Raw genomic sequence first — 12,810 nt, 5'->3', positions numbered from 1 at the left:
GCATGCGGGCATAGCATTGCGGCATGAAACGCCTTTTAACGGCCGCGCTTGTCGCTGCCTTTCCAGTCGCCGCCCTGCCCGCCCCGGCACAGGACCAGCCGCACCGCTTCGCCGACTTCCCGGACGCTGCGATCGTCTATTACGACGTCACCGGGACGAGCGATGCAGAGATCCGCCGGGCGATGAACGCCGCGCGGCCCACGTCCTCTTCGGGCGAGCGGCACGACGCGCTTACGACATGGCGTTTCGGCGTGGCCGTTCGCCCCGGCGGCAGCGGCACGTGTGAAGTCCGCGTCCATGTCGAGACGCAGGTTATCTTCCCCCGCCTTGCCGCCGAGACGCGGCTGAGGAAGAACCAGATGGCCGGCTGGAACAGCTATGTCACCGCGCTCGAGGAACATGAGGCCGGCCACCTTGCCCGCGCCTATGCCGTGCCCGCCACTTTCGCCGCGCCTTTGGAGTGGGACTGCGGCGCCGCGCGCGAACATGCGCGCGCGGTCATCGAGCAGGCCGGCGCCAGTCAGGTCGCTTATGACGATGCCACCGCGCACGGGCGCAAGACCGGGGCGATATTTCCGCGTCCGTGAGCTTGCTGCCGGGATGCCGGCGCCTATATCGGCGCAGACATTCCAGGAAGGACTTCGATTATGACGATCAAGGTTGGCGACAAGCTTCCCGACGTAAAACTGGTCAAGGCGACCGACGGCGGGCCCGAGGCTGTGCAGGCGAGCGATTTTTTCAAGGGCAAGCGCGTTGCCGTCTTTGCCGTTCCGGGTGCCTTCACCCCCACGTGCTCGGCCAAGCACCTGCCCGGCTTCGTCGAAAAGGCCGACGAGTTGAAGGCAAAGGGCATCGATGAGATCGTTGCCACCTCGGTCAACGATGCGTTCGTGATGAACGCCTGGGGCAAGTCGGCCGATGCCGACGCGATCACGATGCTGGCCGATGGCAACGGCGAGTTCGCCGACGCGATCGGGCTCTCCGCCGACATGTCGGGTTTCGGCATGGGCAAGCGCGCCAAGCGCTTCTCGATGGTCGTCAACGACGGCGTGGTAGAGCAGCTCAATGTCGAGGCGCCGGGCGACTTCAACGTTTCCAGCGCCGAGCATATGCTCGAACAGCTCTGATCCGGTGATGTGGGGCCAGCTGGCGGCCAAGGCGCTCGTTTCGGGCGTGCTGGTCGCCGCCGCCTCCGAGATTGCCCGTCGCAGCCCTGGCTGGGGCGGGCTTGTGGCGTCGTTGCCGCTGACGACCCTCCTGGCGCTGACATGGCTTTGGCGCGACACGCACGATCCAGCGCGCCTCGCCGATTTCGCTGCCGGGACCGCGCTCTATGTAACCGCCGCCCTGCCCGCGTTCGCGGTGCTCGCCCTCGCGTTTCGCCGCATTGGATTCGTGCCCGCGCTGGCGCTCGGGTGCGGCGTGGCGATGGCTGGCTACGGGCTACTGATGATAGCCGGTCGCCGCTTCGGCTGGCCGGTCTGACGCTGACGGAGCCGTTCAGCCCGCTTGGCGCGCTGGCGCGCGGAACAGTGCCCGCGCTTCCGTCGCAGGCATCGGACGGCCGAAGAAGTAGCCCTGTATTTTCTTGCAGCCGAGCTCGCGAACCATTGCCAGCTCCTTCTCCGTCTCGACCCCCTCGGCAGTCGTGCTCATGTCGAGGCTGTCGGCCATCGCCACGACCGCGCGGATAATCGCCAGGCTCTCGGCGTTGCCGACCGCGGCGCCCTGCACGAAGCTGCGATCGACCTTGATGGTCGAGAACCGCAGGTTGCGGATGTACCCGAGCGACGAATAGCCGGTCCCGAAATCGTCGAGCGCAATTCCGCAGCCTAGTGCCATGATCTGCTCAAGCGCGGCGCGCGCGGTGGTAGCATCGCGCACGAAGATCGATTCGGTGACCTCGATCTCCAGGCGACTGGCGGTCAGCCCGGTTGCCGCCAGCGCGCCGACAACGCTTGGGATGAACCCGCTGTCGAGCAGTTGCTCGCCCGAGACGTTGACCGCGACCTTAACATCATCCGGCCAGCGCATCGCCTCGCGGCAAGCCTCGCGCAGGACCCAGTCGCCGATCGGCACGATAAGGCGGGTATCCTCGGCCAGGGGAATGAACTTCACCGGGCTGATGAAGCCATGCTCCGGGCTGTTCCAGCGCAGCAGTGCCTCGAAACTGACCACCCCTTCGCGCGTCGCATCGACGACCGGCTGATAGGCGAGCTGGAATTCGCCCCGTTCCAGAGCGGTCCGCAGCGACACCTCCAGCTTTCGCCGCTCCTCGGCCTGCTGATGCAGCGAAGGCTCGTAGAACTTGTGCCGGCCGCCGCCCTCGTCCTTCGACCGGTAGAGCGCCAGGTCGGCGTTGCGCATGAGCGTCTCGACCGTGTCGCCGTCGCGCGGACCGAGCGCGGAACCCACGCTGGCGCCAATGTAAAGCGTGTGATTGTCGATCTCGTAAGGGCGCGACAGCGCCGCGATGGCGTGGTCGGCCACGCGCGCGACGTGGCCGATATCGCTAGCGTCGCGAATGACGATGGCGAACTCGTCACCGCCGAGCCGGCCGCACGTTTCCCTATCGCCCACCACGGCCTTGAGCCGGGCCGAGACTTCGCCCAGCAGTCGGTCGCCGACCATGTGGCCAAGCGTATCGTTGACCGCCTTGAAACGGTCGAGGTCGATCATCAGGAATGCGCAGCGGCCGCGCCACTGCTTGGCGGCAGTCAGCGCCTCGGCCATCGATTCGGTCACCATGACGCGGTTGGGCAGCTGGGTCAGCGGATCGTAGCGCGCCATCCAGGCAATCTTGTCGGAACTCTCGCGCTGGGTCGTGACATCCGAACCGACGCCGCGAAAGCCCTGGAACTGCCCGTCCTCGTCGTACTTCGGGGTACCCGACAATTCCCACCAGCGCTGCTCGCCGGCAGCGGTCACGCGCACTAGCAGGTCGGCAAAGGCTTCACGGTTCTTGAGCTTGTCGGCCAGCACATGAAGGCTGGGATCGAAACGACCGGTATCCCAATCGGGCCCGGCGATCTGTTGTATGAGTGACATTCCGTCGATCTCGGCCGGCGGCATCCCCAGCGCAAACGCCAATCGCGGCGAGACCTGGCACAAGCGGCGGTTCGAATCGACCTGCCACAGCCAGTCGGCGTCACCTTCCTCGAACTCGCGCAGGAGCAGCGAGACCACCTCATCCTTTTCGGCCGCGGCGGAGGCCGCGATGCCGCTGCGCAGGAAATTGCGTGCCGCTTCCAGCGCGCCAAACACCGTCACACCGGAAAACAGCATCGCTACCAACGCCAGGATCCAGGCACCGTGCCAGGTGAATGCAAAGGCCCCGCCGGCGCCCAGGGACAACGCCAGTAGCACGGTAGCGATTGGCACTCCCGGCACCAGCGCCGCGGCGGTGGTGACCAACAGGGCCCCGACTGCCCAGAACACGCTGACCAGCGCGAGGCTGGTGACCGGCGCGATTGCGAAAGGCGCGATCCACGCAGCCGCCATCGCCATGGCCACGCGGGCATGGCCGACAGTCTCGGACCGCGCGACGCGCCGGCGCTCCACCCCGCGCATCAGCCACGCGGCCCGCAAGCCGCGCGAAATGACGAAACCGACCGCGGCCAGCCAACCGCCGATCAGCGCCAGATGCACTTCCCCCAGGGCCGCGAAAGCTGCCAGCAACGCAGCCAGCGAATGAACCAGCAAACGCTGACGCCAGGCTTCGGCCAGGTTGGCATATTGCAAGCCGCGCAGGCGCGGCCAGTCACCCTCGGCCGGTTCGGACAAGGCCAGCACGGCCATGGCGGGAAAGTCGCGCGGCAAGGCGGCTGAGGGAGAACGGAAGGGCTTCACACCCGTCGCCTTAGGCCGGAAGGGTTAGCAGGGCGTAAAAATCCCTTCGTTCGCGGGTGCTTGGCGCGCCCGTCCTTGACCGCGCCGACGCCGCGCTGCAGAGCGGCGGAGACCGCTATTCCCGCGGGGTATCGCCTGGAATCGATGGCCGCCAGCTTCTCGCGCATGTCCGCAATCATTCGCCGTATCGCCCGGTGGCCGAAGCTGGTCCTGGCGGTGCTGGCGCTGTGCGTTGCGGTGCTGGCCTGGCAGACGTGGACCGCACCGCCCTGGCGCATGGACGAAGTGCAGCGCGCCTCAGGTTTCGATCTGGTCGCCGCCGACGGCAGCGTCTTCGCGCACCGCGGCCCCCATGCGCCCGAGGACGTCGACGTCAAGACGCTGCCAGGCCAGGTGCGCGATGCCTTTCTCGCGATCGAGGACCGCCGGTTCTACAGCCACGGCGCGATCGACTATCGCGGCATTGCCCGCGCCGTGTGGGACAATGCCCGCGCCGGCCATGTCACCGCCGGCGGTTCCACGTTGACGCAGCAGTACGTCAAGAACGCCTACCTAAGCCAGGACCGCACCTTTACCCGCAAGATCAAGGAATTGTTTCTGGCCGACTGGGCCGAGACCTGGCTCGGCAAGGACGAGATCCTGGCCCGCTATCTGCAACACGCCTATTTCGGCGACCAGTCCTGGGGGCTGGTCGCGGCATCGCGGCATTACTTCAGCAAGACACCGGCGCAGCTCACCCTGCCCGAGGCGGCGATGCTGGCCGGACTGGTCAAGGCACCGTCGCGGCTCGCCCCCACGAGCGACCTGCCGGCAGCCAGCGCCCGCATGCGGGTGGTGCTGAACGCGATGGCTGACGCAGGCTTCATTACCGCCTCGCAGGCGATGCAGGCGCGGCCGCCCCGCCTGCGCGTCCACGCCGACCCCAACAGCGACCGCGCCGGCTGGTTTGCGGACTGGGTAGCCGGCCAGCTCGATGCCGGACACGAGGGCCGGGTCCAGACGACGCTGGAACCGGCCTTGCAGAAACGTGCGGAGCAGGTCGTCGCTCGCGCCCCGCTGGGCAGCGCCGAAGTGGCGCTCATCGCGATGCGGCCAAACGGGCAGGTGGTGGCGCTCGTCGGTGGCAAGCAATGGCAGCCGGGCGCCTTCAACCGCGCGATCCGCGCCCGCCGGCAGCCGGGATCGACTTTCAAGCTGTTCGATTATCTTGCCGCCTTCCGTTCAGGGCGCGGGCCGGACGACATGGTCCTCGATGCCCCGGTGGAGGTCGACGGCTGGAGCCCGCGCAATGCCTCGGGCGCTTTCAGGGGCGAGATGACGCTGCGCGATGCCTTCGCCCGCTCCAGCAACACCGCGGCCGTGCGCGTCAGCGAGGCGGCCGGGCGCCGCGCCGTGATCAAGGCGGCCAGCGACCTCGGCATCCATGCCGAACTCAAGGACGATGACCCGACCGTGGCATTGGGCACCGCGTCCCTGTCGCTGACGGAGCTTGCAGGCGCTTATGCCGCGTTCGCCGGCGGACGGTATCCGGTGGTGCCGCACGGTTTGACAAATCAGGACGTTATCCCGCCGGCGGCGCTTGTGCAGGGCCGCGAATGGACCCCGATGCTCGACCTGCTGTGGCACGCCGCCAACGAGGGCACCGGCCGCCGTGCTGCCCTGTCGCAGCCGACTTACGGCAAGACCGGAACCAGTCAGGATGGCCGTGACGCGTTGTTCGTGGGCTTTGCGGGCGACCTCGTAACCCTGGTCTGGGTCGGGCGCGATGACAACAAGCCGCTGCCGGGGTCGAGCGGTGGACACTTGCCCGCCGAGATCTGGCGCGCCTTCATGACCGGGGTGCCGCTGGGCGCCGCCAAGCTGCCGTACGATCCGCCAGAGCCCGGACGGCAAGCCGACAATGCCGGCAGCGAAGTGACGTTCGCGGACATCTACGCCGGTTTCGAGCGCCTGGCCGCCGGCCTCGCCCCCGTGGTGCAGCGCTATGTCCCCGATGCCCGCACGGTTGAGCGTTACGCCACCGAAGCCGCAGGCGCAGCGCGCTATCTGCCCACTCCGGAGAGCGTCGCCAACGGGGGCGCCACGTCCGAACCGCGGCGGCACCGCAAAAAGCGCAAACACCGCGACTGAGCCGCCCACGCCCTGGCTTTGCCGACCGCAACCTTTTGATAATCCTCGGCGCTTACCATACCCTGGCATTCGCCTTGAGGGGGCAGCCAATGACGATGACGACACCGCTGTGGTCCTTCGTCGCGAAGACCGGCCTGTTCGACTTTGCGGTCAGTGCCACCAGCTTCTCGCCAGGCATTTGGTGGCTTTCAGCGCCGGTGTCGGTGACCTGGTGGGCGTTCATCCGCCTGCGGGACCAGCAGGCGCTGCTCGCGCATCTCGACGAACGCTGCAGGGCCGCCCTTGGTGAAATCGACGCCTTGCTGGCGGAACGCCACGCGGTCATTCCCAACCTGGTAGAGACGGTGAAGGGTTATGTCGGGCACGAACACGTTGTCCTGACCGAGGTAACGCAGGCGCACAGCAGGGCGCTCAAGTCGCTCATCCAGACGCGGCTGGAGGCCGAGCACCAACTCGGCGAGACGCTGATGAACCTGTTCTCGTTCACCGAGGCCTATCCCGACCTCGAAACGTCGCCGCACCTGCGCGAACTGCGCCGCGCTTTGACCGAGATCGAGGAAAAGGTCACCGCTGCGCGCAAGTCCTACAACCTGTCGGTCGAGGAACTCTACGTTGAAAGCCGCGCGTTCCCGAGCAACTTGGTTGCGCGCTTCGCCAGGCTGAGCGGCTCTGACGCGTTCACGCTTGGCGACCGGCGCGAGGCGTTGGCAGAACCTGTCCGCATCGGGATGTAGTCGGCTGAGCCGCCAAAATGGGCACGGCGGTGCCGATCACGCCCGCAGCCAATCATGACGGCGCCAAAGCTTGCTAGACGCGGCCCGCGGTCCGGCGCTTTTTCGCATGGTGGATCACGCGGTCGATCACCGTGCCCAGCATGAACGCGGCGATCGCCGACAGGCCCGCATAAGCCACCCATTCGAGCGCGCCCGCCAGCGGCGGCGCCGAGGTGCCGATGGCATGGGCGATGTCCTCCGCCATATGTTCGGGGCCCTCGACCCCAAGCTTCGCGAGTTGGTGCAGCACTATACTGCCGCCCACCCAGAGCATTGCAGCGGTGCCAATGGTGGAAATGGCAGACAGCAGCGCGGGCATCGCCCTGACCATGCCTGCGCCGATGGCCTTGGCCGCCGCGCTGGGCCGCCGCGCCAGGGCAAGGCCCATGTCGTCCATTTTCACGATCAGCGCGACCACGCCATAGACCAGCGCGGTGATGCCGATACCGACCAGCGCCAACACGATCGCCTGCTGCACCAGCGGCACTTCGGGGATGGAGCCCAGCGCGATCGCCATGATTTCAGCCGACAGGATCAGGTCGGTGCGGATCGCGCTGGATACGCGCGCCTTTTCAAAGGCCGCCGTGTCACCGATGTCATCGGCCAGGGTTTCGCCGTGATGCTCGCCCGTCAATGCCTCGATGACCTTTTCGGCACCTTCGAACGACAGGTAGAGGCCGCCGCCGATCAGCAGCACTGGGATTGCAGAGGGCAGAAAGTAACTGAGCGCGATTGCCAGCGGCAAAAGGATCACCAGCTTGTTGAACAGGCTGCCCCGCGCAATCTTCCACACGACCGGCAGTTCGCGGTCGGGCGTGAAGGATGTAAGATAGGTCGGCGTCACCGCCGTATCGTCGACCACCACGCCGGCCGCCTTGGCGCCAGCCTTGCCCGCCGCCGCGCCGACATCGTCGAGCGAGGCCGCGGCGGCGCGGGCGATGACGGAAACGTCGTCCAGAAGGGCAACCAGGCCTGTGGGCATTGCGGCGGGAACCTCGTGATGCGTTCGTGCGGCTCAACAGCATAGGGAAGTCCCGCGCAAGCGGCTTTCGGGGTTGCCTTTGCGTGCCATTGCGTTAAGGGCCGCCGCTTCGCGCCACGGTCCTGCCGGGCGCGATCTTAAAGAAAGCCGGAGGGGCCAGCGCGGATTCGCCGCGATGCGTCAGCGATCGGTATAGATGAAAGGAAGCTGCCGTGCCGCTTTATGAGCACGTGTTCCTGGCTCGCCAGGATCTCAGCCAGGCGCAGGTCGATGCCCTGGCTGCCACTGCGACGGAAATCGTCGAAAGTGGCGAAGGCAAGGTCACCAAGACCGAGACCTGGGGCCTCAAGAGCCTCGCCTACAAGATCAAGCGCAACCGCAAGGCGCACTTCGTTCTTCTCAACATCGAGGCTCCCGCCGGCGTCGTCGCCGAGCTGGAGCGCCAGACCGCCATCAACGAGGACGTCATTCGTTACATGACCGTCCGCGTCGACGAGCATGAAGCCGGCCCCTCGGTGCAGATGCGCAAGAACGAGCGCGACCGCAGCCGCCGCCGCGACCGCGAGGAGTTCTGATAATGGCCCGTCCGTTTTTCCGTCGCCGCAAGTCGTGCCCGTTCTCGGGCAAGAACGCGCCCGTCATCGATTACAAGGACACGCGCCTGCTCCAGGGCTTCATGTCCGAGCGTGGCAAGATCGTGCCCAGCCGCATCACCGCCGTTTCCGGCAAGAAGCAGCGCGAGCTCGGCAAGGCGATCAAGCGTGCGCGCCAGATCGGCCTCCTGCCGTACCTCGTGAAGTAAGGAGGACTACCCCATGGATATCATCCTCCTCGAGCGTATCGAGAAGCTCGGCTCGATCGGCGACGTCGTCTCGGTCAAGGACGGCTACGCCCGCAACTTCCTTCTGCCCGGCAAGAAGGCGCTGCGCGCCAACGCTGCCAACAAGAAGGTTTTCGAAGCCAACCGCGCCAAGATCGAGGCCGACAACGCCGATCGCCGCAAGGCCGCCGAGGCGCAGACCGGTGACGTCGACGGCAAGACCGTCGTCCTCATCCGCGCCGCGTCGAACTCGGGCCAGCTTTACGGCTCGGTCTCGGTCCGCGACATCGTCGATGCTCTGAACGAAGACGGCGCCAAGGTGACGAAGGCGATGATCGTGCTGGAACGCCCGATCAAGACCATCGGCATCTACGACGTGAAGGTCTCGCTTCACCCCGAGGTCTCGGTCACCGTCAAGGTCAACGTCGCGCGCTCGCCCGACGAAGCCAACCTCCAGGCCGAAGGCGTCGACGTCATGGCGGCGATGTTCGAGGAGGCCAACGTGCCTTCCGGCTTCACCGAGGCGTACGATCCCAACGCCGAACCCGGCGCCACCGCCGAAGTCTCCGACGACGAGACGCCGGCCGAGGGCGACACCGAAGCCTGAGGGTTCGTCGGACGAATACCGGAACGGGGCGCCGAGCAATCGGCGCCCTTTTTCGTTGGCCCGCATTTGGACGCAGCAATCGCGTCGTCGTCTGCTAGACCGGCGCGATGCACAGGCATGAGCGCCAGACGCGGAAACTGGCTTTCGGTTACGCCGCGCTTGCCGGCGCGGTGGACGCGGCCGGCTTCCTGAAGTCGGGCGGACTGTTCGTTTCGTTCATGACCGGCAATTCGACCCGGCTGGCGGTTGGGATCGCGCGAAATTCCCGATTTGCCCTGGCCGCAGCGACGTTAGTCGCACTGTTCGTCGCAGGCGTTGTCCTGACAGTGCTGGTCAGCGAGCGAGTCCGCAGTTTTCCGCGCAAGGTGGCCGCGTCGGTGCTCGTTGCCGCGCTACTGATCATGGCGGCCGCTGTCGGCAGCGCCGGCGCGCCACGAGCGTCCGTCGCCTGCCTGTGCCTGGCCATGGGGGGCGCCAACGCGATTTTCCGCCGCGATGGCGACGTGTCGATCGGGGTGACTTACATGACCGGGACGCTCGTTCGCCTGGGCCACCGGTTGGCCGACCGGATCCGCGGCGTCGGCGGCAACGACTGGCCGCCATACCTGCTGCTGTGGCTGTCGCTGGTGTTCGGCGGTGTCGGCGGGGCGCTGACTTACCTTTGGTCCCCGGAATTGGCCCTGTGGAGCATCGCGCTGTTCGCAGTCGCGCTGGCGGCCGTTGCGCTGTCGGTCGCGTCGAAGTGAACGAACACTGCCGCGCGCCGATTGCGTTTTTCCCAGCGGCCTTGCAGACTGCCGCACACGTTCGAAATCAGGGGTCGGGTACGATGCGCAAGGTGATGTTGGGGACCGTCGCGCTCATGCTGTCCACACCGGTTCTGGCCGACACCGCGGTCGTCACGGCGGCGCGGATGTTCGATCCCGCCAGTGGTCGCACCCTCGCCGATCCAGTCGTCATCATCACTGACGGGCGCGTCGTGTCGCTGGTGACGCAGGGCGGCGCGCGGCCGGCCATACCCGGCGGCGCACGGCGCATCGACCTGGGCGATGCCACGATTCTGCCCGGCTTGATCGACATGCACGTCCACGTCGCATCCGATGCCACGATCCGCGGCGACCGGGCGCTGCAGTACACCGACGCGTTCTGGACCGTGGTGGGCGTTTCGAACGTCAAGAAGATGCTGGAAGCCGGGTTCACGACCGTGCGCAACGTCGGCAGCGGCGATTACGCCGACGTCGCCCTGCAGCAGGGGATCGATGGAGGGTACGTCGTCGGCCCGCGGATCGTGCCCTCGGGCTATGCCCTGGGATCGACCGCCGGCCACTGCGACGGGCTCGAAGGCTTGCCCCCCAGCTTTGCCAGCCTGCCCAATCCGTCCGTAGCCGACAGCCCCGAAGAGTTTCGCAAGCTCGTCCGCGTGCAGAAACGCTACGGCGCGCAAGTGATCAAGATCTGCGCCACCGGAGGCGTAATGTCCCGCACCGATTCGCCCGGCGCGCAGCAGATGACCCTGGCCGAAATGACCGCCGTGGTGGACGAAGCGCACCGGCTCGGCCTCAAGGTCGCGGCCCACGCGCACGGGACCGAGGGCATCAACGACGCGCTGCGCGCAGGGGTCGATACGATCGAGCATGCCAGCCTGGCCGACGCCACCTCGTTCAAGCTCGCCAAGGACAAGGGCGCCTGGTTCTCGATGGACATTTACGACGACGATTACATCCTGGCGGAAGGCGCGAAGAACGGCATGTACGCCGAAAGCCTGGAGAAAGAGCGCCAGATCGGATTGAAGCAGCGCCAGACCTTTCGTGCCGCGCACGCCGCCGGGGTCAAGATGATATTCGGGACCGATAACGGCGGCGTCTTTCCCGCCGGCCAGAACGCGCTGCAGTTCGCCAAGCAGGTCGAATGGGGCATGACCCCGACCGAGGCTATCCGCACCGCCACAACAAACGCCGCGCAGGCGCTGGGCCGTGAAGCCGACGTAGGCTCGCTCGCTCCAGGTCACTATGGGGACATCGTGGCAGTCGCAGGTGATCCGTCGGCCGATGTTCGGCTGCTCGAACATCCGGTCGCGGTGATCAAGGGAGGCGAGCTCGTCTTCAAGGCTGCGCACTGAGGGCAGAAGGTTCCGGGTGAGAGGCAAATTGAATTTGTCGCGCGCGCGCGCTATCGGCCCGCGATGCAGAACATAGAAACGATCATCGCGGAATTGGTCCGCGTTTATGACACCGCCATCGCCACCCTGCGCGCCGATATCGACGCCTTCGCCGCGAATGGCACCCTTCCCCCTACGGATCGGCGTACCAGCCGCGCCTGGTGTTATCCGGAACTGCGCGTGACCTATGGCGGGCGCGAAAGCCGCCCCGACCTGGCGCGAGCCTTCGGGCGGCTGTCGGACGCCGGGATTTATGCCACCACGATCACGCGTCCAGCGCTGTTCCGCCGCTACCTGTCCGAGCAGCTCGAGCTTCTGGCCGACGATTACGAGATCGAGATCGAGGTTGGCGCCTCGGCCCAGGAAATTCCCTTTCCTTACGTGATCGACGCCAGCTCCGGTTTGGGCGGCCTCAGCCCCAGCGACATGGCGCGCCACTTCCCGTCGACCGAGCTGGCCATGATCGGCGACGAGCTGGCCGACGGCATCGACTTGTCCGATCCCTCCGCGCCGATCCCGCTGGCGCTGTTCGACGGGCTGCGCACCGATTTCAGCCTGGCGCGGCTGGCGCACTACACGGGCACGCAGGTGGAGCATTGCCAGCAGTTCGTGCTGTTCACCAACTATCACCGCTACGTCGACGAATTCGTTGACTGGGCCGGAAAGCAATTGGGCAAGAACGGCTATGTCGCGCTGTCGGGCGCGGGTGGGCTTTACCTGGACACGGCAACCGATAACGCCCGCGCGCGCTTGTCGGACACCGCGTGGCGTCGCCACCAGATGCCCGCATACCACCTCATCCGCGAAGACGGGGCCGGCATCACGCTGGTCAATATCGGCGTCGGCCCGTCCAACGCCAAGACGATCTGCGACCACCTGGCCGTGCTGCGTCCCGAAGCCTGGCTAATGATCGGCCACTGCGGCGGCCTGCGCGACACCCAGCGTATCGGCGACTACGTGCTGGCTCACGCCTATCTGCGTGACGATCACGTGCTCGACCCGGTGCTGCCGCCGGAAATCCCCATCCCCGCAATCGCTGAAGTCCAGGTGGCGCTCGCCGCCGCCGCGGAAGTGGTCAGCGGCGATACGGGCGCGAACCTGAAAAAGCGGATGCGCACGGGGACCGTCGTCACGACCGACGATCGTAACTGGGAGCTGCGATATACCCAGTCGGCGATGCGGCTGTCACTCAGCCGTGCGGTTGGCATCGACATGGAATCAGCCACCATCGCGGCACAGGGCTATCGCTTCCGGGTTCCGTACGGAACGCTCCTGTGCGTCTCGGACAAGCCGCTCCACGGCGAGATCAAGCTGCCCGGCCAGGCCAACCGCTTTTACGAAGAGGCGATCTCCAGCCACCTCGCCATCGGCACGACCACGTGCGACCTGCTGCGTGAACAGGGCGCGAGGCTGCACAGCCGCAAGCTGCGCGCCTTCAACGAACCGCCCTTCCGGTAAGCGACGGGCGGAGCCGCGCTCCGCCCGATCCTC

The 12,810-nt window shown here is 66.6% G+C and carries 12 protein-coding genes and 1 pseudogene; 11 read left to right on the top strand and 2 right to left on the bottom strand.

What is annotated here, in order from left to right; genetic code table 11:
* Positions 1–23: 23 nt before the first annotated feature.
* Genes ACOYW6_RS02205 through ACOYW6_RS02195 form a run of 3 tightly spaced genes read left to right on the top strand, consistent with a single transcriptional unit; the run spans position 24 to position 1,485 of the window.
* Complete coding sequence (locus ACOYW6_RS02205) at positions 24–587, top strand: DUF922 domain-containing protein (RefSeq protein WP_423142195.1); 564 nt, start codon at positions 24–26, stop codon at positions 585–587.
* 60 nt (positions 588–647) lie between these two features.
* The gene (locus ACOYW6_RS02200; RefSeq protein ID WP_423142194.1) at positions 648–1,127 is read left to right on the top strand and encodes a peroxiredoxin; all 480 of its coding nucleotides are present in this window, start codon (positions 648–650) and stop codon (positions 1,125–1,127) included.
* A 4-nt stretch (positions 1,128–1,131) separates the two neighbouring features.
* The gene (locus tag ACOYW6_RS02195; RefSeq protein ID WP_423142193.1) at positions 1,132–1,485 is read left to right on the top strand and encodes a DUF3147 family protein; all 354 of its coding nucleotides are present in this window, start codon (positions 1,132–1,134) and stop codon (positions 1,483–1,485) included.
* A 15-nt stretch (positions 1,486–1,500) separates the two neighbouring features.
* Here ACOYW6_RS02195 and ACOYW6_RS02190 read toward each other — a convergent pair whose 3' ends face one another.
* Positions 1,501–3,798: a putative bifunctional diguanylate cyclase/phosphodiesterase gene (locus ACOYW6_RS02190; RefSeq protein WP_423143039.1), complete on the bottom strand. Its 2,298-nt coding sequence runs from the start codon at positions 3,796–3,798 to the stop codon at positions 1,501–1,503.
* A 216-nt stretch (positions 3,799–4,014) separates the two neighbouring features.
* Between ACOYW6_RS02190 and ACOYW6_RS02185 the strand changes: the two genes are divergently transcribed.
* Positions 4,015–5,979 carry a transglycosylase domain-containing protein gene (locus ACOYW6_RS02185; RefSeq protein WP_423142192.1) on the top strand — a complete coding sequence of 655 codons (1,965 nt, stop codon included), beginning with the start codon at positions 4,015–4,017 and terminating at the stop codon, positions 5,977–5,979.
* Positions 5,980–6,068: 89 nt separating this feature from the next.
* A pseudogene (locus ACOYW6_RS02180) lies at positions 6,069–6,617 on the top strand (LemA family protein); the annotation flags it as partial.
* A gap of 169 nt (positions 6,618–6,786) precedes the next feature.
* On the opposite strand, the gene ACOYW6_RS02175 reads toward ACOYW6_RS02180, so the two are convergent.
* Positions 6,787–7,734 (bottom strand): DUF808 domain-containing protein, encoded by a 948-nt coding sequence (locus ACOYW6_RS02175; RefSeq protein WP_423142191.1) that lies wholly within the window; start codon positions 7,732–7,734, stop codon positions 6,787–6,789.
* A 212-nt stretch (positions 7,735–7,946) separates the two neighbouring features.
* Between ACOYW6_RS02175 and rpsF the strand changes: the two genes are divergently transcribed.
* The 6 genes from rpsF (at position 7,947) to ACOYW6_RS02145 (ending at position 12,777) form a co-directional block, all read left to right on the top strand.
* Positions 7,947–8,309 (top strand): 30S ribosomal protein S6, encoded by a 363-nt coding sequence (rpsF, locus tag ACOYW6_RS02170; RefSeq protein ID WP_423142190.1) that lies wholly within the window; start codon positions 7,947–7,949, stop codon positions 8,307–8,309.
* 2 nt (positions 8,310–8,311) lie between these two features.
* Entirely contained in the window at positions 8,312–8,536 is a 225-nt protein-coding gene (gene rpsR, locus ACOYW6_RS02165) for a 30S ribosomal protein S18 (RefSeq protein ID WP_423142189.1), read from the top strand.
* A gap of 13 nt (positions 8,537–8,549) precedes the next feature.
* Positions 8,550–9,161: a 50S ribosomal protein L9 gene (gene rplI, locus ACOYW6_RS02160; protein ID WP_423142188.1), complete on the top strand. Its 612-nt coding sequence runs from the start codon at positions 8,550–8,552 to the stop codon at positions 9,159–9,161.
* 107 nt (positions 9,162–9,268) lie between these two features.
* Positions 9,269–9,907: a YoaK family protein gene (locus tag ACOYW6_RS02155; protein WP_423142187.1), complete on the top strand. Its 639-nt coding sequence runs from the start codon at positions 9,269–9,271 to the stop codon at positions 9,905–9,907.
* A gap of 83 nt (positions 9,908–9,990) precedes the next feature.
* On the top strand, positions 9,991–11,280 hold the full coding sequence (locus tag ACOYW6_RS02150; protein ID WP_423142186.1) for an amidohydrolase family protein: 1,290 nt from the start codon (positions 9,991–9,993) through the stop codon (positions 11,278–11,280).
* Positions 11,281–11,343: 63 nt separating this feature from the next.
* Entirely contained in the window at positions 11,344–12,777 is a 1,434-nt protein-coding gene (locus tag ACOYW6_RS02145; protein WP_423142185.1) for an AMP nucleosidase, read from the top strand.
* Positions 12,778–12,810: the final 33 nt, after the last annotated feature.

It is taken from the genome of Parablastomonas sp. CN1-191 (assembly GCF_049354825.1).
Taxonomy (GTDB): Bacteria; Pseudomonadota; Alphaproteobacteria; order Sphingomonadales; family Sphingomonadaceae; genus Novosphingobium.
This window is presented reverse-complemented; position numbering and strand designations above follow the sequence as displayed.